At 61.1% G+C, this 19,415-nt stretch carries 19 protein-coding genes and 1 pseudogene; 9 read left to right on the forward strand and 11 right to left on the reverse strand.

The features are described from left to right. Positions 1–29: 29 nt before the first annotated feature. Positions 30–1,973, reverse strand: coding sequence for a DNA topoisomerase III (locus AB4O11_RS19915; RefSeq protein WP_460128041.1), 1,944 nt, complete (start codon positions 1,971–1,973; stop codon positions 30–32). A 277-nt stretch (positions 1,974–2,250) separates the two neighbouring features. Between AB4O11_RS19915 and AB4O11_RS19920 the strand changes: the two genes are divergently transcribed. Together AB4O11_RS19920 and AB4O11_RS19925 are read left to right on the forward strand one after the other, a co-directional pair. Further along, positions 2,251–3,657 carry a serralysin family metalloprotease gene (locus AB4O11_RS19920; protein ID WP_460128042.1) on the forward strand — a complete coding sequence of 469 codons (1,407 nt, stop codon included), beginning with the start codon at positions 2,251–2,253 and terminating at the stop codon, positions 3,655–3,657. A gap of 291 nt (positions 3,658–3,948) precedes the next feature. Beyond that, a complete protein-coding gene (locus AB4O11_RS19925) occupies positions 3,949–4,317 on the forward strand; it encodes a DUF427 domain-containing protein (RefSeq protein WP_093437143.1) in 369 nt (122 codons plus the stop codon). Positions 4,318–4,371: 54 nt separating this feature from the next. Here the strand turns inward: AB4O11_RS19925 and AB4O11_RS19930 are convergent, their stop codons facing one another. Together AB4O11_RS19930 and AB4O11_RS19935 are read right to left on the reverse strand one after the other, a co-directional pair. Then, the gene (locus tag AB4O11_RS19930; RefSeq protein WP_460128044.1) at positions 4,372–5,994 is read right to left on the reverse strand and encodes an MFS transporter; all 1,623 of its coding nucleotides are present in this window, start codon (positions 5,992–5,994) and stop codon (positions 4,372–4,374) included. A 134-nt stretch (positions 5,995–6,128) separates the two neighbouring features. After that, complete coding sequence (locus tag AB4O11_RS19935; RefSeq protein ID WP_460128047.1) at positions 6,129–7,793, reverse strand: GMC family oxidoreductase; 1,665 nt, start codon at positions 7,791–7,793, stop codon at positions 6,129–6,131. 133 nt (positions 7,794–7,926) lie between these two features. On the opposite strand from AB4O11_RS19935, the gene AB4O11_RS19940 reads away from it, so the two are divergent. The 4 genes from AB4O11_RS19940 (at position 7,927) to arsH (ending at position 10,536) form a co-directional block, all read left to right on the forward strand. Beyond that, positions 7,927–8,826 (forward strand): LysR family transcriptional regulator, encoded by a 900-nt coding sequence (locus AB4O11_RS19940; RefSeq protein ID WP_099758677.1) that lies wholly within the window; start codon positions 7,927–7,929, stop codon positions 8,824–8,826. A gap of 173 nt (positions 8,827–8,999) precedes the next feature. Continuing rightward, positions 9,000–9,347: a metalloregulator ArsR/SmtB family transcription factor gene (locus AB4O11_RS19945; protein ID WP_460128048.1), complete on the forward strand. Its 348-nt coding sequence runs from the start codon at positions 9,000–9,002 to the stop codon at positions 9,345–9,347. A 13-nt stretch (positions 9,348–9,360) separates the two neighbouring features. Further along, positions 9,361–9,831 carry an arsenate reductase ArsC gene (locus tag AB4O11_RS19950; protein WP_460128050.1) on the forward strand — a complete coding sequence of 157 codons (471 nt, stop codon included), beginning with the start codon at positions 9,361–9,363 and terminating at the stop codon, positions 9,829–9,831. 12 nt (positions 9,832–9,843) lie between these two features. After that, on the forward strand, positions 9,844–10,536 hold the full coding sequence (arsH, locus tag AB4O11_RS19955) for an arsenical resistance protein ArsH (protein WP_401042606.1): 693 nt from the start codon (positions 9,844–9,846) through the stop codon (positions 10,534–10,536). Between the two features lie 94 nt (positions 10,537–10,630). Here the strand turns inward: arsH and AB4O11_RS19960 are convergent, their stop codons facing one another. The 8 genes and pseudogenes from AB4O11_RS19960 to AB4O11_RS19995 form a co-directional block, all read right to left on the reverse strand. Continuing rightward, entirely contained in the window at positions 10,631–11,194 is a 564-nt protein-coding gene (locus AB4O11_RS19960; RefSeq protein WP_099758680.1) for a GNAT family N-acetyltransferase, read from the reverse strand. A gap of 157 nt (positions 11,195–11,351) precedes the next feature. Beyond that, on the reverse strand, positions 11,352–12,767 hold the full coding sequence (locus AB4O11_RS19965; RefSeq protein WP_460128053.1) for an ATP-binding protein: 1,416 nt from the start codon (positions 12,765–12,767) through the stop codon (positions 11,352–11,354). Then, the gene (locus AB4O11_RS19970; RefSeq protein ID WP_007910671.1) at positions 12,764–13,426 is read right to left on the reverse strand and encodes a response regulator; all 663 of its coding nucleotides are present in this window, start codon (positions 13,424–13,426) and stop codon (positions 12,764–12,766) included. Before AB4O11_RS19970 ends, AB4O11_RS19965 begins: the two co-directional genes overlap by 4 nt. A gap of 11 nt (positions 13,427–13,437) precedes the next feature. Continuing rightward, the gene (locus AB4O11_RS19975) at positions 13,438–14,082 is read right to left on the reverse strand and encodes a tetratricopeptide repeat protein (protein ID WP_460128055.1); all 645 of its coding nucleotides are present in this window, start codon (positions 14,080–14,082) and stop codon (positions 13,438–13,440) included. Continuing rightward, a complete protein-coding gene (locus AB4O11_RS19980) occupies positions 14,079–14,888 on the reverse strand; it encodes an SDR family oxidoreductase (protein ID WP_460128057.1) in 810 nt (269 codons plus the stop codon). Before AB4O11_RS19980 ends, AB4O11_RS19975 begins: the two co-directional genes overlap by 4 nt. After that, positions 14,875–15,549 (reverse strand): TenA family transcriptional regulator, encoded by a 675-nt coding sequence (locus AB4O11_RS19985; protein WP_186623509.1) that lies wholly within the window; start codon positions 15,547–15,549, stop codon positions 14,875–14,877. Before AB4O11_RS19985 ends, AB4O11_RS19980 begins: the two co-directional genes overlap by 14 nt. Next, entirely contained in the window at positions 15,546–17,027 is a 1,482-nt protein-coding gene (locus AB4O11_RS19990; protein ID WP_460128059.1) for an AMP-binding protein, read from the reverse strand. The genes AB4O11_RS19985 and AB4O11_RS19990 overlap by 4 nt, the downstream gene beginning before the upstream one ends. Continuing rightward, positions 17,017–17,693: pseudogene (locus tag AB4O11_RS19995) on the reverse strand (thermostable hemolysin). Before AB4O11_RS19995 ends, AB4O11_RS19990 begins: the two are co-directional and overlap by 11 nt. Positions 17,694–17,901: 208 nt before the next feature. Between AB4O11_RS19995 and AB4O11_RS20000 the strand changes: the two are divergent. From AB4O11_RS20000 to AB4O11_RS20010, 3 genes are all read left to right on the forward strand, one after another. Beyond that, positions 17,902–18,450 carry a cytochrome b gene (locus tag AB4O11_RS20000; RefSeq protein ID WP_460128061.1) on the forward strand — a complete coding sequence of 183 codons (549 nt, stop codon included), beginning with the start codon at positions 17,902–17,904 and terminating at the stop codon, positions 18,448–18,450. 230 nt (positions 18,451–18,680) lie between these two features. Then, entirely contained in the window at positions 18,681–18,893 is a 213-nt protein-coding gene (locus AB4O11_RS20005) for a DUF4287 domain-containing protein (RefSeq protein WP_150730017.1), read from the forward strand. A 13-nt stretch (positions 18,894–18,906) separates the two neighbouring features. Continuing rightward, the gene (locus AB4O11_RS20010) at positions 18,907–19,401 is read left to right on the forward strand and encodes a GNAT family N-acetyltransferase (protein ID WP_460128064.1); all 495 of its coding nucleotides are present in this window, start codon (positions 18,907–18,909) and stop codon (positions 19,399–19,401) included. Positions 19,402–19,415: the final 14 nt, after the last annotated feature.

The following is a 19,415-nucleotide window of genomic DNA, read 5'->3' on the forward strand; positions in this document are numbered from 1 at the left end:
GCTGAGCCTTGCAGAAACACTAGCGGGTTTTATTTGCCTGACGGTTTCGCTGTGCGTTTTGTCGTACCCGTGGTTTTGCTACGGGTCGATTTGCGTTTTTTCTTCCACGGGGCCGCCGCTTTGCCGGCTGGTGGCGGGCCGCTGATGGTCAGGCTGAGACTGGAACAGCGCGTCACCTGTTTGCTCATCCACGCCGCCTGTTTGGTGACGAACTCTTCCAGACTCATTTCGCCACTTTGCACCATGTCCAGCGCCTGCTCCCAGATGGCTGTGGTGCCGGGGTCGGCAATTGCGCGGGGCACCGCGTCGATCAGGCTGAACGCCGCCGGGGTAGCGGCGAGGGCTTTGCCGTTTTTCACCAGATAACCACGGTCAAGCAAGCCCTGAATGATCGAGGCGCGGGTCGCTTCAGTGCCGATCCCGGTGGTGTCCTTGAGCTTCTGTTTGAGCAGCGGATCTTCCACCAGTTTGGCAACGTTTTTCATCGCCTTGATCAGATCGCCTTCGGTGTAGGGTTTGGGCGGTTGCGTCCACAGATCCTTGAACTTGACGTCAGCCACCGCGCACTCAACGCCTTGCGTCAGTGCCGGCAAGGTTTGCGGTACCGGTGCTTCGCGGCCCTTGGCCGCTGCCAGCGCCTCGGGCAGTGCGCGTTTCCAGCCCGGTTCGATGATCTGCTTGCCGACCGCACGCAATGCTTCACCAGCGCAATCGAAATCGGCCTGGGTGCGATCGTATTCGTGATTGGGCAGGAACTGCGCCAGATAGCGCGCGCGGATCAGCGTGTAGACCGCGCGGTGTTTGCCGGTCAGGCGTTCAAGATTTTTCGCCGCTGCGGTGGGAATGATGCCGTGGTGCGCGCTGACCTTGGCGTCGTTCCACGCGCGGGATTTGCGTTGCGGCTCCAGAAACCCGTTGAGCGCCTCAAGGCCCGGATCGGCCTGCCGCAACGCGGCGAGAATCCCCGGCGCCTCGCTGTGCTGGCTCAGCGGCAAATAACCGCAATCACTGCGTGGATACGTGACGACTTTGTAGGTTTCGTAGAGCGCCCGGGCGATGTCGAGGGTTTCCTGCGCGCCGAGGCCGAGTTTCTTCGAGCAGACTTCCTGCAAGGTGCCGAGATCGAAGGGCAGGGGCGCCACTTCACGCATGCGCTCGGTTTTCAGCTTGACCACCCGGGCACTGGCAGCGCTGCTGATCGCAGCCGCCGCTTGTTGGGCCAACGCCTGATTCAGGCAGCGATCCTGATCGTCACAGGCATCCGACGGCGCACGCCACTGCGCAGTAAACGGTATGCCGTTATGCAGCAGATCGACATCAATCGCCCAGAACGGCACTGGCACGAAATCGGCGATGCTGCGGTCGCGATCCACCACCAGGCGCAAGGTCGGCGTCTGCACCCGGCCTACCGGCAACACGCCTTGATAACCCGATTGCCGACCGAGCAGCGTAAACAGTCGACTCATGTTCATGCCAATCAGCCAATCCGCCCGCGAGCGGCCCAGCGCCGAGTGATACAGGCTGAAGGTTTCGGCCCCCGGCTTCAGTGTCGCCAAGGCTTTGCGGATCGAAGCTTCGTCCAGCGCCGACAGCCACAAACGCCGGATCGGCCCGCGATAGCGACAGTGCTCGACCAGTTCCCGGGCGATCATCTCGCCCTCACGGTCGGCGTCGGTGGCGATGATCAGCTCGCTGGCCTCGCCGAGCAGGCGTTTGACCGCTTTGTACTGGCTGGCGGTGCGCGGCTTGACGGTCATTTTCCACTTGTCCGGAATGATCGGCAGATCGGCCAGGACCCAGCGCTTGTAACGGGCGTCGTAGGCGTCCGGCGGGGCTGTTTCGAGCAAATGGCCGATGCACCAGGTCACCGTGACGTCTGTTCCCAACCAGCAACCGTCGCCCCGACGCCTGGCGCCGAGCACGGCCGCAATGTCTTTGGCCTGAGAAGGTTTTTCACAGAGGTACAACCGCATAACCACCCACGTCGATCAAGGTCCGCACAGGTGCACAGAATGGCCGGACTTGGCGTCAGCGGCAACTTTTATCTGTATGGATATACAGATAAAAAGCATTGCAGCACATGACGGGTAATACAGGGACGCAGCCCGGGCTATCGAGAAATTGATTAGCGCCCGGTTTGCGCCTGTGTCAGGTTTTTCGCCGATGCAAACACGCGAGTGACAGGACGATCTCGCCAGAAGATCGCCGTGGTCTGTCGACACTGACTATTCAGAAACAAGGAAGTCCACCATGGCTCAAGCCAAATCCAAAACCACCAGCGCTTTCGACCAGGTCGATGCTTTCAGCCACTTGTATGACCGTGGCGTTGGGCTGGTCAACGGCAAACCCTCATTTACCGCTGACCAGGCCGCTGATGAAATCCTGCGCAAAGGCCTGTCGTGGGGCGACAAGAATGCTGATGGCAAGATCGACCTCAGCTACAGCTTTCTGACCGACAAACCGGCGAATTACAACGTCAAGCTGGGCAACTTCAGCGAGTTCAGCGCCCAGCAAAAAGCCCAGGCTGTGCTGGCCATGCAATCCTGGGCCGACGTCGCCAACGTCACCTTTAGCGAAGGCAAGGGCGGCGATGGCCACATGACGTTCGGCAACTACGACGTCAGCACCGGTGGTGCGGCATTCGCTTACCTGCCCAGCGGCGGTGGCTATGACGGCCAGTCGTGGTACCTGATCAACGATCAATATCAGGTCAACAAGACCCCGGACACCAACAACTACGGGCGCCAGACCCTGACCCACGAGATCGGTCACACCCTCGGCCTGTCGCACCCGGGCGCCTACAACGCTGGCAACGGCAACCCGACCTATAACGACGCCAAGTACGCCGAAGACTCCCGTGGCTACAGCCTGATGAGCTACTGGAGCGAAGCCAACACCGATCAGAATTTCAGCAAGGACGGCAGCGGCGCGTACGCCTCGGCACCGTTGCTCGACGATATTGTCGCGGTGCAAAAACTGTATGGAGCCAACTACGCGACCCGTGCCGATGACACCACGTACGGTTTCAATTCCAATGCCGAGCGCGATTTTTACAGCGCTACTTCGGCGTCCTCCAAAGTGGTGTTCTCGGTGTGGGACGGCGGCGGCAACGATACGCTGGACTTCTCCGGCTTCAGTCAGAACCAGAAGATCAACCTCAATGAAGGTTCGTTCTCCGATGTTGGTGGCTTGGTCGGCAACGTTTCCGTTGCTTACGGTGTGACCGTGGAGAATGCGCTGGGCGGTTCGGGCAATGACCTGCTGATGGGTAATGCGGCCGCCAACGATCTGGTCGGCGGTGCCGGCAACGACATCCTCTATGGTGGTGGCGGTGGGGACACCTTATGGGGTGGCGAGGGGGCAGACACCTTCGTGTTCGGCGCTGCCAGCGATTCGACCATGACTGCGCCGGACTGGATCATGGATTTCACCAGCGGTCTGGACAAGATCGACCTGTCGGGCATCGCCGGTTTCGCCACGGGCGCGGCATCGCTGAATTTTGTCAGTGGCTTCACCGGGCATGCGGGTGATGCGATTCTGACTTACTTTGCCCAGACCAATCAGACCAGTTTGATGGTTGACATGACGGGGCAGGGTTCGGTGGACTTTGCTGTGGGTGTGGTGGGGCAAGCGGTGGCGACTGATATTGTTGCGTGATGCCTGAAGAGCGGCCCTCACCCTAACCCTCTCCCAGGGGGAGAGGGGACTGATTGGGGGATATTGGCGAAACTCACCGACTTGAACGATTGGCTTTGAATCCATAATCGAAACCGCACGTTCAGGTCGATGTAGAACTAAAGACACCTAGGTAGGCTCCCTCTCCCTCGGGGAGAGGGCTGGGGTGAGGGGCTTTTGAAGTTGATGGGGCCGTTCAGCTGTAAACCCACCCCAACCAGAACCAATGAGCTATACCTGAACCGGTCTCTTCGCCGTATTCAGGAGAACCCCATGAAAAGCTCCGGCCCTAGTCCCGTCATTGCCCTCGAACAACTTCCCGGCTGCCTGATAGTGAAATTCCACGGCATCCAGGTCGCCGCCTCGTCCCACGTACTGATCCTCAACGAAGCCAACTACCCGCCGGTCTATTACGTCCCCCGCGAAGACATCGACGAAAAGTACTTCGCCCGCACCGACCACACCAGTTATTGCCCGTACAAGGGCGACGCCAATTACTTCAGTCTGCAAGTGCCGGGGCATGAAGGGGCGAACGCGGTGTGGACTTATGAGAAACCGAAAATCTCGGTCGGGCCGATCAAGGACTACGTGGCGTTTTATCCCGATCAGGTGAAGTTCGAGGTGATCAAGGCTGATGCCTGAGCAAAAAAACGGCGAGGGTCAAAGCCCTCGCCGATTGAGTTGCCTGGTTGAGTTTCAGTTCTTGTCGAGATCGATATTCTTCGTCTCACGCAAACAGATCATCCCCACCACCAGGCTCACCCCGGTAATCAACACCGGATACCACAGCCCATAAAAAATGTCCCCGGTGTACACCACCAGCGCAAACGACACCGTTGGCAGAAACCCACCAAACCAGCCGTTGCCAATGTGGTACGGCAGCGACATCGAGGTGTAGCGAATACGCGTCGGGAACAGTTCGACCATCAGCGCCGCCAGCGGCCCGTAGCACATGGCCGAGATGATGATCAGTGCCACGATCAGGGCGACGATCATCGGTTTGTTGATTTGCTGCAGATCAGCCTGTTGCGGGTAGCCGGCCAGGGTGATCGCGCCGCGCAGTGAAGCCTCATCGAAGCCGTCGAGTTTGACGTCGCCGACGCTCACCTGCACGGCGCTGCCAGCAGGCGCAGCGGCGCTGGAGTAGGGCAGGCCTTGCTTGACCAGGAAGGTTTTGACCTTGTCGCACGGGCTGTCGAATTTGGCTTTGCCCACCGGATCGAACTGGAAGGTGCAGGTCGCCGGATCCGCCAGCACGGTGATCGGTGCCTGACGGCTGGCCTGATCGATCGCCGGGTTGGCGTAGTGCGCGAGGGATTTGAAGATCGGGAAATACAGCGCTGTGGCCAGCAGCAAGCCGAGCATCAGCACCGGTTTACGGCCGACCTTGTCCGACAGCCAGCCGAAAAAGATGAAGAACGGCGCGCCGATGACCACGCTGATGATCAGCAAGGTGTTGGCCACCGCCGGGTCCATTTTCAGGAACTGGGTGAGGAAGAACAGTACGTAGAACTGCGCGGCGTAGAAAGTCACCGCTTGCCCGGCGTTGATGCTGAACAGGGCGATCAACACGACCTTGAGGTTTTCCCATTTGCCGAAGGATTCGCGGATCGGCGCTTTCGAGGTTTTGCCTTCCTCTTTCATTTTCAGATAGGCCGGGGACTCATGCAGACTCAGGCGGATCCAGGTGGAAATGCCCAGCAGCACGATCGACAGCAGGAACGGAATCCGCCAGCCCCAGACTTCAAACTGATCGCCGGTGAAGTAGCGGCAACCGAGCACCACCAGCAGCGACAGCAACAGGCCGAGAGTCGCGGTGGACTGAATCCAGCTGGTGTGGAAACCGCGCTTGCCGATTGGCGCGTGTTCGGCAACGTAAGTTGCTGCGCCACCGTATTCACCGCCGAGCGCTAGACCCTGGAGCATGCGCAGTAGCACCAGAATGATCGGCGCGGCGATGCCGATGCTGGCGTAGGTCGGCAGCAGGCCGACGCAGAAGGTCGCCACGCCCATCAGAATGATCGTCGCCAGAAAGGTATATTTGCGCCCGATCATGTCCCCCAACCGACCGAACACCAGCGCCCCGAACGGCCGCACGATAAAGCCGGCGGCGAAGGCCATCAGCGCAAAGATGAACGCCGTGGTGTCGTTGACCCCGGCGAAAAACTGTTTGCTGATCACCGCCGCGAGGGCGCCGTAGAGGAAAAAGTCATACCACTCGAACACCGTCCCCAGTGAGGAAGCGAAGATGACTTTGCGTGTATCCGGGCTGGTCTCCGCGCTGCGCACGGCGTCCAGCGGCTGAACGTGTTCTGACATATCGGTATCCCTCACAGTGATTGTTTTTGTTGTTCCACTGGTGTTGCGTGTCCGGGTGATGCGCGATGCCTTGAATGGGATGCAAATCCTTGTGGGAGCGAGCTTGCTCGCGAAGGCGTCCTGTCAGTCAACCTCTATGTTGAATGATCTAGCGCTTTCGCGAGCAAGCTCGCTCCCACAGGTACGGTGTTTGTAGCTTTGGAATTGCGGATCAGTTGAGCAGCCTTTTCCGCAATCATCAGCGTAGGCGAACACGTATTGCCCGAGGTGATGCGCGGCATGATCGAGGCATCAGCGATGCGCAAACCGGGCACACCGTGCACGCGCAGCTGCGCGTCGACCACCGCATCGCCGTCATTGCCCATGCGGCAGGTGCCGACCGGGTGGAAAATCGTCGTGCCGATCTTCGCCGCCGCTTGCTGCAATTCTTCGTCACTTTGCAGGCTGGCGCCGGGCAGATATTCCACCGGTTTGAATGCGCGCAGGGCCGGGGCACTGACGATGCGGCGGGTCAGGCGGATGGCATCTGCTGCCACGCGCAGGTCTTCGGGATGGCTTAGATAATTGGGTTGAATCAGCGGCGCTTCCTGTGGATCCGCCGATCGGATTTCGATGCGCCCACGACTCTGCGGACGCAGATCGCACACCGAAGCGGTAAACGCCGGAAAGCTGTGCAACGGCTCGCCAAAACGCTCCAGCGACAGTGGCTGCACATGGTATTCAAGATTCGCCGAAGTCTGCTCCGGCCCCGAACGCGCAAACGCGCCCAACTGACTCGGCGCCATCGACAGCGGCCCACTGCGGTCATACAGATAGCGCAGGCCCATGCCCATCTTGCCCCAGACGCTGCCGGCGATCTGGTTCAGCGTTCGCGCGTTTTCCAGTTTGTAGATCAGGCGCAGTTGCAGGTGATCCTGCAGGTTGCCGCCAACGCCCGGCAGCTCATGAATCACGCCGATGCCCAAGTGTTCGAGCAGCGGCCGAGGACCAATCCCGGAGCGTTGCAGAATGCTCGGCGATCCAACGGCACCGGCGCACAAGATGATCTCTTTGCGTGCCTTGAACTGTTTGATTTGACCTTCGTGACGCGCACTGACCTTCGAGGCGCGTCCGTCCTCCAGCAGTACCCTATCCACCTCAACCCCGGTCAGCACCGTCAGATTCGTCCGTTCGCGTACTGGTTTCAAAAACGCCTTCGCCGCGTTCCAGCGTACGCCGGATTTCTGATTGACCTGGAAGTAGCCGCAACCCTCGTTGTCGCCCTGATTGAAGTCGTCGATGCTGGCGATGCCGCTTTGCTCAGCCGCACTGCGAAACGCATCCAGAATCGGCCACGACAGGCGCTGCTGCTCGACCCGCCATTCACCCTTGGCGCCGTGGAATTCAGCCGCGCCAGCGAAGTGGTTTTCGCTCTGTTTGAACAGCGGCAGCACGTCATTCCAGGCCCAGCCCGGATTGCCCTCGGCCGCCCAGCGATCGTAGTCGTTGGCCTGGCCACGCATGTAGATCATGCCGTTGATGGACGAGCAACCGCCCAACACTTTGCCGCGCGGATAGCTCAGCGCGCGGCCGTTGAGGCCCGGTTGTTGTTCAGTCTTGAAGCACCAGTCGGTGCGCGGGTTACCGATGCAGAACAGGTAACCGACAGGAATGTGAATCCACGCATAGTTGTCGCGCCCGCCGGCTTCGAGCAACAGCACGCGCTGCTGCGGATCCGCCGACAGTCGATTGGCCAGCAAACACCCGGCAGGGCCGGCGCCGACCACGATGTAGTCGTATTCATCAAGGGAAGTCTGCATTCCCTGACCTCGCTTTTTGTTTTTATTGTCGGACACTCTAGTTGTTAGCTTTCGTTAAAAGAATGTTAGTTTTTGCGCAGCCGCTGTGCGTTTTTAAACAGCCTGCATTGACCATAGCCGACAAGGACACGCCATGTTCGACTGGAACGACCTGCGGTTTTTTCTCGAGCTGCAACGCAGCGGCCGCCTGCTCACCGCCGCCCGCCGCCTCAACACCACCCACGCCACTGTTGCCCGCCATATCGAAGCCATCGAAAAAAGCCTCGGCACCGCGCTGTTCGTCCAGCACGCCCAAGGCTACGAAATGACCCCGGCGGGGGAGGCGCTGCTTAAGCATGCTGAGGCGATGGAAAACGTGGCGTTGCTGGCGCAGGAAGAGATCACCCAATCCACTGCGCCACTGGGCAAGATTCGTGTCGGCGTCACCGAAGGGCTGGGCATCAAGTTTCTCGCCAGCCGCATGATCGGCTTGTTCGAGCGTTATCCGGGGCTGGAAGTGGAACTGGTCGCGGTGCCGCGCTTCGTCAGCATCCTCAACCGTGAGGCGGAAATCAGCATCCATCTGGAGCGCCCGGCGGCGGACATGCTGGTCACGCGCAAACTCACCGACTATCGACTCGCGTTGTACGCCAGCCAACGCTATCTCGATAAAGCCCCGCCACTGCAAAGCCGCGAAGACCTTGGGCGGCATGCGTGGATTGGTTATGTCGATGATTTGCTGTTCAGCCAGGAATTGATGTTTCTCAACAGCTTCTGCCGCAGCCCTCGGGTTGTGTTTCACAGCACCAGCGTCATCGCGCAGCAGGAGGCGGCGCGGTCGGGATTGGGCATTGCGGTGTTGCCTTGCTACATGGCCGAATCGGATCCCGATCTGGTGCCGTTGCTGCCGGATGAAAGCATCGAGCGCAGCTACTGGATCAGCACCCGGCGCGAGTTGCACAAGTCGGTGCGGCTGCGAGTGGTCTGGGATTATGTGGTGGGGTTGTGTGAGGCGGAGCAGGGCTTGTTACGCGGACAGTCCCGCCAACCGTAGATCCTTTGTAGGAGTGAGCCTGCTCGCGATAGCGGTGTGCCAGTCGACATCTGACTCACAGACATACCGCTATCGCGAGCAGGCTCACTCCTACAGGGAGGGCTACAAATTCAAAGTTGATTTATATATGGATATCCGTATATTCGATTTTCCGTATGTATTGAGCCCGTCCCATGATCACCCCCACCGAAGTCTTCAAGAGCCTCGCTGACGAAACCCGCGTCCGCGCCATGCTGCTCATCGCCGATCAAGGTGAACTGTGCGTCTGCGAACTGATGTGCGCACTCGGCGACAGCCAGCCAAAAATCAGCCGCCACCTCGCGCAACTGCGCAGCAATGGTTTGCTGCTCGATCGCCGTCAGGGCCAGTGGGTCTATTACCGCCTCAACCCTGATCTTCCTGCGTGGGTTCGCGAAATCCTGCAAGTGACGTCCAAAGCCAACGCCGATTGGCTCCAGGACAACGCCGCCCGTCTGCAGAACATGGACGGGCGTCCGATGCGCGAAGCTGCCTGCTGCTGAGGAAAGAGAAAACATGCGAGTCCTGTTTATGTGCACGGCCAACAGCTGCCGCAGCATCCTGTCCGAAGCCATGTTCAATCATCTGGCGCGCCCCGGATTCGAGGCCGTGAGTTCCGGAAGTTTCCCCAAAGGCCAAGTGTTGCCACGCAGCCTGTCGACGCTGCAAAAGGCTGGCATTGCCATCGATGGTTTATCCAGCAAGGGCAATGACGCGTTCGAAGACAATCCGCCAGACATTGTCATCACCGTCTGCGACAAGGCCGCCGGTGAGAGCTGCCCGGTGTACTTCGGCCCCCCGCTCAAAGCCCATTGGGGCCTGGCAGATCCCTCGGATGTGATCGGCGACGATGTCGCCGTGGACGCGGCGTTTGCTGCCACGCTGGCGATCATCGAACGGCGCTGCGCGACCTTTCTCGGCCTGCCATTCAAAGCACTCAGCCGCGCTGATCTCCAGCGTGAGCTGGATCGTATCGGCTCTCTCTGAGCTGGAGGACATATGTCAGAACAACTGCCCCATCTTGATCATTCGCTGTTCGAAGGAGCGTCCCCTTTGGGCGAACACAAACCGCGCATCCTGCTGCTCTACGGCTCGACCCGCGAACGCTCCTTCAGCCGTTTGCTGGTAGAGGAGGCCGCGCGCCTGCTCGAACACTTCGGCGCCGAGACGCGCATCTTCAACCCGTCCGGTCTGCCACTGCCCGACGACGTTCCGGTCGACCATCCCAAAGTGCAGGAACTGCGCGATCTGGTGCTGTGGTCGGAAGGGCAGGTCTGGTGTTCGCCAGAGCGGCACGGCGCGATGTCCGCCGTGTTCAAGGCGCAGATCGACTGGATCCCGCTGGAACTCGGCGCCGTGCGCCCGACCCAGGGCAAAACCCTGGCGGTGATGCAGGTCTGCGGCGGTTCGCAGTCGTTCAACGTGGTCAACCAGTTGCGCGTGTTGGGCCGCTGGATGCGCATGTTCACCATCCCCAACCAATCCTCAGTGCCGAAGGCCTACATGGAATTCGACGACGCCGGGCGGATGAAGGCGTCGCCGTTCTACGACCGTGTGGTCGATGTGATGGAAGAACTGGTGAAGTTCACCGTGCTGCTGCGCGATCAACAGGCGCATCTGGTTGACCGTTATTCCGAGCGCAAGGAAAGCGCCGAGCAACTGATGGCACGGGTCAACCAGCGTTCGATCTGAGGCCGTCCCGCAACGAGGGTCTGCTGCGTTCACATGCGGCAACGGCGGGCGCCTCGCTCCGCACCTTTGGCGGGTACGGGGCGCAGGAATGGCGCTACAGACTCAGGCGATGAATGACCTGGTGGGCATCGTCAGGATCGCTGTGGGTTTCAAAGCCCAGTGATCGGGCGAGGTCGCGCATGTCCGTATTGCTGGCCGAATCCACCGAATACAGATGCTTGAAACCGTTGTGCCGGGCGGTCTTGATCAGGTGTTCCATCAGCAGCGTGGCCAGGCCCAGATGCATCCACTCATCGGCGACCGTCACCGCGCACTCACAGTCCTGTTCGCCAGTGGCGGCGTAGCGGCTGATACCGATCTCGGTCAATTGACCATTTTCGTGAGCCAGTGCAATGAAGGCCGCGCGTTGCTTGCAGTCGACGTCCATCAACTGATCGAGCAACGCGGTGCCGGGCTCACTGATCTGCGCGAGAAAACGCAGGTGTCGGGACTCGGGCGACAAGCGTTTGATGAACGCGTATTCGCGTTCGCGATCCTTGGCTGCCAGTGCGCGGATCAAGACGTGGCGACCATCCTTGAGCGACTCGATCCAGTATTCACCGGGGTGCGCGGCATAGGCCGGCGCCGCGCGGTCATTGTGGTCTTTGACAGTGAGCATGAGCTGAGCCTCCATTGGGGCTGAACGAGCAACGCGCAGGGGAGTGCGCTAACTCTGTTCTACGCCGATGTTTGCCCCGGGAACTGATCTGGATCAGATTACGACGTGCGGCCACTGTTTTTACCGGGTGATGGCGCTCCTGGCGTCGCAATCAGACTCAAATCTGCGACGGCTCGCGGGTGCTGCGTTGCGCAGCCGAGCGCGGGTGCCCGTCGGGGATCGACAACGTTGCGCGCAGGCCACCTTCGGCACGATTGACCAGAGTGATTCGCCCGCTCAATCGCGTGGCGATGGTGTTGACGATGGTCAGCCCCAGCCCCGCGCCTTGGGCATTGCCGCGACTGTAGAAACGCTCGAACAAGCGCGCCCGGTCCGCTTCATCAATGCCCGGCCCCTGATCTTCAACGCTCAAGTGATAAAACCCATCGGCCTGGCTGAGCAGCACGGTGATCACGCCGTGTTCGGGGGAGAAGTTCGCAGCGTTGGTGATCAGGTTGTTCAGGGCAATGTCGATCGTGCCGGGGCTGGCCATGATGTTGAACGGCTGGGCGCTGTCTTCAAAGGCCAGTTCCAGGTGTTTGCTCAGCAACCATGGCGTCAATTGCACCAGGCTGTTGCGCACGGTTTCGCTGAGGTCGATGGGTTGCAGCGGCGGCGGGTTGGGTTTCGGTTCCAGGCGCGCCATGGTCAGCAACTGGTTGACCAGGCGACTGGTGCGGTCGACCCCGGCGATCAGAAACGCCAGCGATTCGCGGCGCTCCTGTTCGGTGCCAGCCTCCTGCAGGTTCTGCGCATGCACCCGCAGCACCGCCAGCGGCGTGCGCATTTCGTGGGCGGCATCGGCGATAAAGCGCCGTTCTCGGCCAAGCACTTCCTGAATTTGCGCGAGCATACGGTTGAGCGCCGCCTGCATCGGTTCCAGCTCACTGGGCAGCGGCGCCAGTTGCAACGGTTCCAGCGAACCGCTGTGGCGGGCGCGCAGGGTCTCGGCCATGTTCGCCAACGGCTTTAGGCCCCAGCCGATGGCCAGCCAGATCATCGCCGCGAGCAGCAGGCTGCCGATCACGTTCGGCCACAGCGTGTGACGGACGATGCGGTCGACCAGATCGGCGCGCACATCGTCGCGCTCACCGACCCAGATGCGCAGGTTGTTTTGCGTGTCTTCGAGGAGAAAGGCGCGCCAGTGACGATTGTTCAGGTCCACCACATCGCTGAAGCCGGGCTGCGTTGGTGGTGCCTTGAAGGACGGTGCGCTGGCGGTGTGCACCAACACATCACCGGCAGGATTCCACACCTGAAAGGCGATTTTGCGTTCATAAGGATGACCGTCGCCGCGCGGCACCGCTTCGCCCAGCGCCGAGTTGAACGCCTGGTAAAGCTCTGCGTGCTGTTTGCTGGCCAGGGGCATGCGCATCACGCCTTGCAGCAGGCGCGCGTTCTGCGCCAATTGCGCGTCGTAGACCTCGGCGATTTCGTGATTGCTGTCGTGCAGGTTGAAGGTGCTGAGGACTGCGAGGCCGGCCAGCAACAGGCCGATAATCAGAGTCAGCGTGCGGCGGCGGATCGAGGTCATCGACGCTCCTCCACCAGATAACCCACACCGCGAATGGTGCGGATCAGGTCGGTGGAAAACTTCTTGCGCAGGTGGTGGATGTGCACTTCGAGGGTGTTGCTTTCGGCTTCTTCGTTCCAGCCATAAAGCAGTTGCATCAGTTGATCGCGGGTCATCACCCGGCCCGGTGGCGACAGCAGTTCGTGGAGCAACTGATATTCCTTGGGCGTCAGGGCCACAGGCTGGCCCTGATAGCTGACTTGCTGGGTGCCGGGGTTAAGGCTGATGCCGGCATGCTCGATCAACGCCTGGGCGCGCCCGGCACTGCGCCGCAACAGGGCGCGCAGGCGTGCCTTGAGCTCGTCCAGGTCGAACGGTTTGATCAGGTAGTCGTCGGCCCCGGCGTCGAGCCCGGCGATGCGATCTTCGGTGGCGTCGCGGGCGGTCAGAATCAGCACCGGCAGATTCGAACCGCTGTCGCGCAGGCGGCGCAGCACTTGCAGGCCGTCCATGCGCGGCAGACCGAGATCGAGCACAGCGACATCGAAGGTTTCGCTGAGCAGCGCATGCAACGCACTGCTGCCATCCTTGAGCCAGTCGACGGTGTAACCCTCGCGGCCCAGCGCCTGATGAATGCCTTCACCCAGCGCCACATCATCCTCAACCAGTAATAAACGCACGCGGACTCCTGTCAGTCGAGTTTCTTGTTCACGTCCACCAGCAGGGCGGCGATCTCTTTGCGGCGCCCGGCATCGGCACTTTCCCGGCCCGGACGCGGCGGCGCTTGCTGGGCTTTGAGCAGCGCTGCTTTGGCTTCAGCGTAGCGCTTCTGACGGTAGAGGTGATCGCCCCAGAAGTACAGACTGTCGATGCCGGTGGGGTTGAGTTGCAAGGCTTGCTTGAACAGTTGCTCGGCCTTGTCGCTGTCGCCGAAACCGATGGGCCAGCCCGGCACGCGGTCATACAGCGCGGCGAGGCTGGTGTAGGCCGAGCCTTGCAGGGCTTTGGGGTCGAGGGTCAGGGATTTTTCCAGATCGGCCTTGGCGTCCTTGGCTTTGCCCAAGGCACCGAGGCCGCCCTCGGCACCGGCCCAACTGCTGGTGACGATGCCTTTCCAGATCCACGCTTCGGCCACCGTCGGGCGCTGCGTGGTGAACGCGTTGGTTTCGCTGGCCAATTGCTCGAACGCGGCGGCGCGCTGTTTTTCCGCCACTTCATATTGGATGTGCGCCCAACTCTGCTGGATGCCCTCCAGACGTTTCTGGTCGGCCGGTTCCAGCGCCCAGACGCTTTGACTCAGGGCAGCGAGCAACAGGCATGCGGATAGTTTTTTCATGGCTTTGGCGACTCGTTGTCAGGTTTTTCACTGAGGCGGCGGATCAGCGGCAACTGCTTGCGCAGGCCTCGATCCACCAGATGCGGCAGCAGATTGTTCAGGCGCACGAAGAAGCGTTCCGGCCAGCCCAGGTAGAGATCGCGACGATCACCGGCAATCGCATGGATCACCGCCGAGGCCACGGTTTGCGGATCGTCGACGTTGGCCTTTAGCGCATCGTTCAACGCTTGCGCGGCGGCGCTGTTCATCGAGGTGCGCGTGGCGCGGGGCGCGACGTACAGCACGCTGACGCGGGTGTCGGCCAGCTCTCGGCGCAGCGCCTCGGAAAACCCGCGCAAAGCGAATTTGGTCGCGCAATAACTGGCGTAACCCGGGTAGCCGATCGAGCCATAGGTCGAACCGACGTTGACCACCATCGCGCTGTCGGCCTGCTTGAGCAGCGGCAACAGCAGTTTGGTCAGGCACATCGGCGCACTGATGTTTACCGCCAGCATCGCATTGATGTCGCTGTCATCCAGCTGTTCGAGCATGGCGAAGTGATTGACCCCGGCGGCGTTGATCAGCAGGTTGATGCCGCCGATGGCTTCGGCGGCGACCAGCACTTTGCGCCGATCGCTGAGGAAGGTCAGGTCAGCCGCGACCCAGCACAACGACTCGGGGTAGCGCTTGAGCAGCGGCGCCAGCGCCTCTTGATGCCGCGCCACCGCCAGCACGTGGGCACCGGCAGCGCACAAGGTTTCGGCGATGGCCAGGCCGATGCCGCCACTGGCACCGGTCAGCACCACCCGCGCATCACGCAGCTGCATATTGAGCCTCCGCGTCACGCGGCAAGCCACGGAACATGTCGGTGTAAAGGCGATAAACGACTTTCGAGGCATGGATCACGGCGGCTTGATCGGCAGGATCTTCCAGCTGATTCATCAGGCGCCGATAGGTTTGCATGTGCTCGATATCGAGCGAACCGTGGGAACTCAAGTAACTGAACGCCGTTTCCGGCAACGCCAGACGCTCGCGAATGCTGCCCGCCGCGTGGGTGGCCAGGGCGATGCTGGTGCCTTCGAGCACGTTGACCATGCCGAACAGACCGACCGGATTGCCCCGAGAGATCAGGTCGTAAAGGAAGCTGACCATCAGCTCGATCGACAACGACGGCTGACCGTCGCGCACCGCATCACGATCACCGCCACACGCGGCGATGTCGTTGAGCACCCAGTGCTCGTGGCCGTATTCGTCTTCGATGTACTCGGCCACCGCTTTGCGCAGCCATTCCAGACGCGTCGGCAGCCGCGCGCCGCAGGCCATCATCAGCGGTACGGTGTGGCGCACGTGGTAATACGCTTGCGCGAGAAACGCCCGATAGCTTTCGAGGCTGACCTTGCCTTGCAGGGCATCGACGATGATCGGCAGGTTGAACAGTTCGTGGCGTTCCTGTTGCGTGGCTTCTTGCAGGGTGTCGAAAAAACTCATGATGCGGACTCCTCGGAAACAGCGGATTCGGTCAATTGGTTGTGGTACTGCACGACGATGGCTTCGCGGCGCGGGCGGCCATTGGCGGTGAGCAAGCCATTGGCGGCGGTGAAGGGTTGCGGCAGGCGCGTCCACTGATGCACCTGGGCGTAATCGGGCAAAGCCTCGTTGGCTTCGGCGACGGCAGCGGCCAGTTCGGCATCGGTGCAGTCCGGGCGATGCGGCCAGAGCAAGGCGTGGTTATGCGGCAAGGCCTCGCCGTAAACGAACGCCTGGGCAATGTGGCGACGCTGGGTAAGTTCGGACTCGACCCATTCCGGGTTGACGTTGCGCCCGAAACTGGTGACGAACTGGTGCTTTTTGCGGCCCTTGAGATAGAGAAAACCTTCCGGGTCGAACTCGCCCAGATCGCCGCTCGGCCACCACTCTTCGGCGTACGGCGCGTCGCCCAGATAACCGAGCAACGTCGAACCCTTGATCAGCACCTCGCCGTCCTCGGCCAGGCGCACTTCAACATGCGGCAACGGTCGGCCGACGCTGCCGGGGCGGCGTGCGCCGGGACGATTGAGGCACACCACCGAAGCGCATTCGGACAAGCCGTAACCTTCATAAACCGGCAGCCCGACCCGTTGCGCGCGGTGCAGCAGATCCTCCGAGACCCGCGCACCGCCGACAGCGGCAAAGCGCAGGGTTTGCGGGTCGAAGGCTTTCTGTTCGGCGGCGCTGACCAGCAACAGCAGCAACTGCGGCACCAGGATCAGACTCTCCGGCGCACGGCTGGCCAGATAACCGAGCAGGCGCGGAATCTCGACGCCACTGGCGCCTTGAATGCCGAGGGTTTTCTGGCTCGGCACACTGAGCGTTGCGCCGGCATACAGCGCGGCATAGCAGCCGAGGTTCTCTAGCAGAATCGCCAACGGCAACAGCGCCAGATGATGCTGCGGGCCGGTCGCTTCGCTGGCCTGATCCAGCTCCCGCGCCACCCGCAGCAGGCTGTCGGCGCTCAGGCATACACCTTTCGGCGTGCCGGTGGTGCCGGACGTGAAGGTGAGTTTCGCGGTGCCGGCGGGCATGCGACTGGGGCCACTGAACGCGCGGCACCAGAACTCGCCACGTTGTTCATAACCAGCCGCGAGCAATTCGACTCCCAGTTCCGGCTCGGCAATCACCCGTTCGGCCTGGCTCTGTTGCAGGCAATGGGCGCGTTGCGCCGCACTGAAAAACGGCGGCAGCGTCACGCAGGTCAGGCCTTCGAACAGCACGGCCAGATCCCACAGCATCGCGTCGACGCCGTTGTCCAACGCCAGCGCAATCACCTGCGCTTGCTCATCGCGCAGGCGCTCCTGGCGATAGAGCACCTCGGCGTACAGCGTGGCGTAATCGAGTTTCAACGTGTCGCCCCACAGGGCTGTCGCGTTGTCATTGCGCCGGGCATGGTCGCGCAGGGTTTCCTGGAAGCGTTGCAGTTCAAGCGACATGACAGGCTCCTTCAATCGAACTCGGCAAACCCAGGCGGGTAAACAGGCCGATATTGCGCAAATGGATGAACCCGGCGCGGATGTTGCCGACGTGCACCCAAGGTTTACTTTCGTAATAACTGCCCCAGTGTTGACGCTCGTCACCCAATCGTTCCGGGTCAGCGGCGCACAATGTCACTGGCTTCAAACCTAAACGATGGAAACTGTTGACCAGGCCGATGTTGCCGGTGAACGTCACCCATTCCAGGCCGCCCATGGCCAGCAGATAGGTGATGGCGATGATGCTCAGGCGCGCACTGCCGGTGTCGTTGGCGGCGAGATTGCCGACTTCGACAATGGCGCTGCGCTCGACCGGGCGATCTGCCGCCGCGCTGATCAACGGCTCGATCGGCTCATCCAGATAGCGCTCGAGAAACAGTGGTTCGAGATGCGCGCGACGCACCCCGGCCACGGCGCACAACTCGCCGTCGCCGTTGTGCATGCCGAACAGTTCGGGCATGAAATGACGGATGTCGGCGCCATGGGCCTTGCGAAAACGTTGCTGGATAAAGGCTTCGAACGGCTCTCGCAGGGCATCGTCGGGCCGGGCACCGGTCAATGTCATCTGCGGCGTTTCGGCTTGACCGAAGCGCAGGGGAAGGGGATGTTCCAGTCAAATTCGGGCATGGGCAGAACGCCTCCCTCAATGGTTTGAGGCGAGTATCGGAGGCATTTCTTAACGAAGTCTGAAGGTGAAAAAAGGTTAACGTGAGGGTCTGTCTTCAGACTCTCTTAAGACTGGGCGGGCAGGGTAACGCCGTCGGTTCGCCCGGCAACCGGATCGAGACGGTCGAACGAATCGACTGTCATTCACGACAATCACGAGGCGCAGCTTATGACCCGCGACATCGCCGTAACCCGTTATGGAAAACTCTCAATCACCCTGCACTGGCTGATGCTGGCGCTGTTCGTCGGCGTCTACGCATGCGTCGAAATCAAGGGCTACCTGCCCAAGGGCAGCGAAGCACGCGGCTTGCTGATGGGCTTCCACGGCCTGTTCGGCGCGAGCATCTTCGCCCTCGTGTGGATCCGCCTGCTCGGCCGCCTCAGCCCACGCCCGCCGATCACCCCCAAACCACCGGCATGGCAGACCGGCGTCTCGCACCTGATGCACCTGGCACTGTATGGGCTGATGATCGCCACGCCGATCCTCGCCTGGCTGATGCTCGCTGCCGCTGACAAACCGTTCCCGTATTTCGGCTTCCACGTCCCCGCGCCGGTGGCCATCGACCCGGACTTCGCCAAGCAACTGAAGTACTGGCATGAACTGATTGGCAGCACCGGTTACTGGCTGATCGGGCTGCACGCGCTGGCGGGGTTGTTTCACCATTATTGGGTGCGGGATAACACGCTGGTGCGGATGCTGCCGGGCCGCACCGAATAACCCTGATCCACTACAACCCTTGTGGGAGCGAGCCTGCTCGCGAAAGCGGTGTGTCAGCGTCTGATGATGTTGGCTGACACGGCCCCTTCGCGAGCGGGCTCGCTCCCACAGGTTTTTGTGGTGTCTGGCAGAGCGGGGCAGTTGCCGGAACCGCACTTCGCGTCCACTCTATGACCTGCCGACAAGGAGCGTCCGCCGACCCTCCGTCGTGACCACAGGGAGCTTGCAGCATGAGCGAAGACAACAAGGTAAAAGGCCCGGCGTCATACTTCCCCTCCATCGAGAAAAAATACGGCCAGCCCATCGAACACTGGCTAAACCTGCTCGCCAGCATCACCGACAAGAAACACATGGAACTGGTGGCGTGGCTCAAGGAGGAACACGGCATGGGCCACGGCCATGCCAACGCCTTGGTTGCGCATCATCTGGCGGGTAAAAAGTGAGGGCAGGGCAGCGATGAATTTCTCCCACCGGCCCGTGACGGCCGACGACGTCAACACCCTGTGCAGCTTTCCCCAGGGCGAACAAGAACTGTTCTTCATGTTCCCGAAAGCCAACTTCCCGCTGACGGAAGAACAGATGCACAGCGCAATCAGCCAGCGCTTCGACTCCACGGCTTTTCTGGCCAACGGCGAGTTCGTCGGCTTCGCCAACTTCTACCGCGCTGAGCACGATGGCATCTGCTGCATCGGCAACGTCATCGTCGCGCCATACGCCCGTGGCCAGGGTGTGGCGCGGTACATTGTCGAGACCATGACCGCGCTGGGTTTCGAAAAATACCAGGCCAAGGAAGTGCAACTGTCTTGCTTCAATGAAAACACCGCCGGCCTGCTGCTCTACCCGAAACTTGGCTTCGTGCCGTTCTCCATCGAAGAACGCCCGGCGCCGGGTGGCAAACGTTCAGCGCTGATCAACATGACGCGCAACAGAGGCCAGCCCCAAGGTTTGTGAATCCTGGCCATGCA

It is taken from the genome of Pseudomonas sp. H1_D05 (genome assembly GCF_054682705.1).

Excerpts from the sequence above, each read along its gene's own strand:
- AB4O11_RS19930 (WP_460128044.1), bottom strand. The coding sequence starts at position 5,994 with ATGTCAGAACACGTTCAGCCGCTGGACGCCGTGCGCAGCGCGGAGACC.
- AB4O11_RS19950 (WP_460128050.1), top strand. The coding sequence starts at position 9,361 with ATGCGAGTCCTGTTTATGTGCACGGCCAACAGCTGCCGCAGCATCCTG.
- AB4O11_RS19925 (WP_093437143.1), top strand. The coding sequence starts at position 3,949 with ATGAAAAGCTCCGGCCCTAGTCCCGTCATTGCCCTCGAACAACTTCCC.
- AB4O11_RS19940 (WP_099758677.1), top strand. The coding sequence starts at position 7,927 with ATGTTCGACTGGAACGACCTGCGGTTTTTTCTCGAGCTGCAACGCAGC.
- AB4O11_RS19985 (WP_186623509.1), bottom strand. The coding sequence starts at position 15,549 with ATGAGTTTTTTCGACACCCTGCAAGAAGCCACGCAACAGGAACGCCAC.
- AB4O11_RS19935 (WP_460128047.1), bottom strand. The coding sequence starts at position 7,793 with ATGCAGACTTCCCTTGATGAATACGACTACATCGTGGTCGGCGCCGGC.
- AB4O11_RS20005 (WP_150730017.1), top strand. The coding sequence starts at position 18,681 with ATGAGCGAAGACAACAAGGTAAAAGGCCCGGCGTCATACTTCCCCTCC.
- AB4O11_RS19920 (WP_460128042.1), top strand. The coding sequence starts at position 2,251 with ATGGCTCAAGCCAAATCCAAAACCACCAGCGCTTTCGACCAGGTCGAT.
- AB4O11_RS19980 (WP_460128057.1), bottom strand. The coding sequence starts at position 14,888 with ATGCAGCTGCGTGATGCGCGGGTGGTGCTGACCGGTGCCAGTGGCGGC.
- AB4O11_RS19965 (WP_460128053.1), bottom strand. The coding sequence starts at position 12,767 with ATGACCTCGATCCGCCGCCGCACGCTGACTCTGATTATCGGCCTGTTG.
- AB4O11_RS19960 (WP_099758680.1), bottom strand. The coding sequence starts at position 11,194 with ATGCTCACTGTCAAAGACCACAATGACCGCGCGGCGCCGGCCTATGCC.
- AB4O11_RS19945 (WP_460128048.1), top strand. The coding sequence starts at position 9,000 with ATGATCACCCCCACCGAAGTCTTCAAGAGCCTCGCTGACGAAACCCGC.
- AB4O11_RS19975 (WP_460128055.1), bottom strand. The coding sequence starts at position 14,082 with ATGAAAAAACTATCCGCATGCCTGTTGCTCGCTGCCCTGAGTCAAAGC.
- AB4O11_RS20010 (WP_460128064.1), top strand. The coding sequence starts at position 18,907 with ATGAATTTCTCCCACCGGCCCGTGACGGCCGACGACGTCAACACCCTG.
- AB4O11_RS19915 (WP_460128041.1), bottom strand. The coding sequence starts at position 1,973 with ATGCGGTTGTACCTCTGTGAAAAACCTTCTCAGGCCAAAGACATTGCG.
- AB4O11_RS20000 (WP_460128061.1), top strand. The coding sequence starts at position 17,902 with ATGACCCGCGACATCGCCGTAACCCGTTATGGAAAACTCTCAATCACC.
- arsH (WP_401042606.1), top strand. The coding sequence starts at position 9,844 with ATGTCAGAACAACTGCCCCATCTTGATCATTCGCTGTTCGAAGGAGCG.
- AB4O11_RS19990 (WP_460128059.1), bottom strand. The coding sequence starts at position 17,027 with ATGTCGCTTGAACTGCAACGCTTCCAGGAAACCCTGCGCGACCATGCC.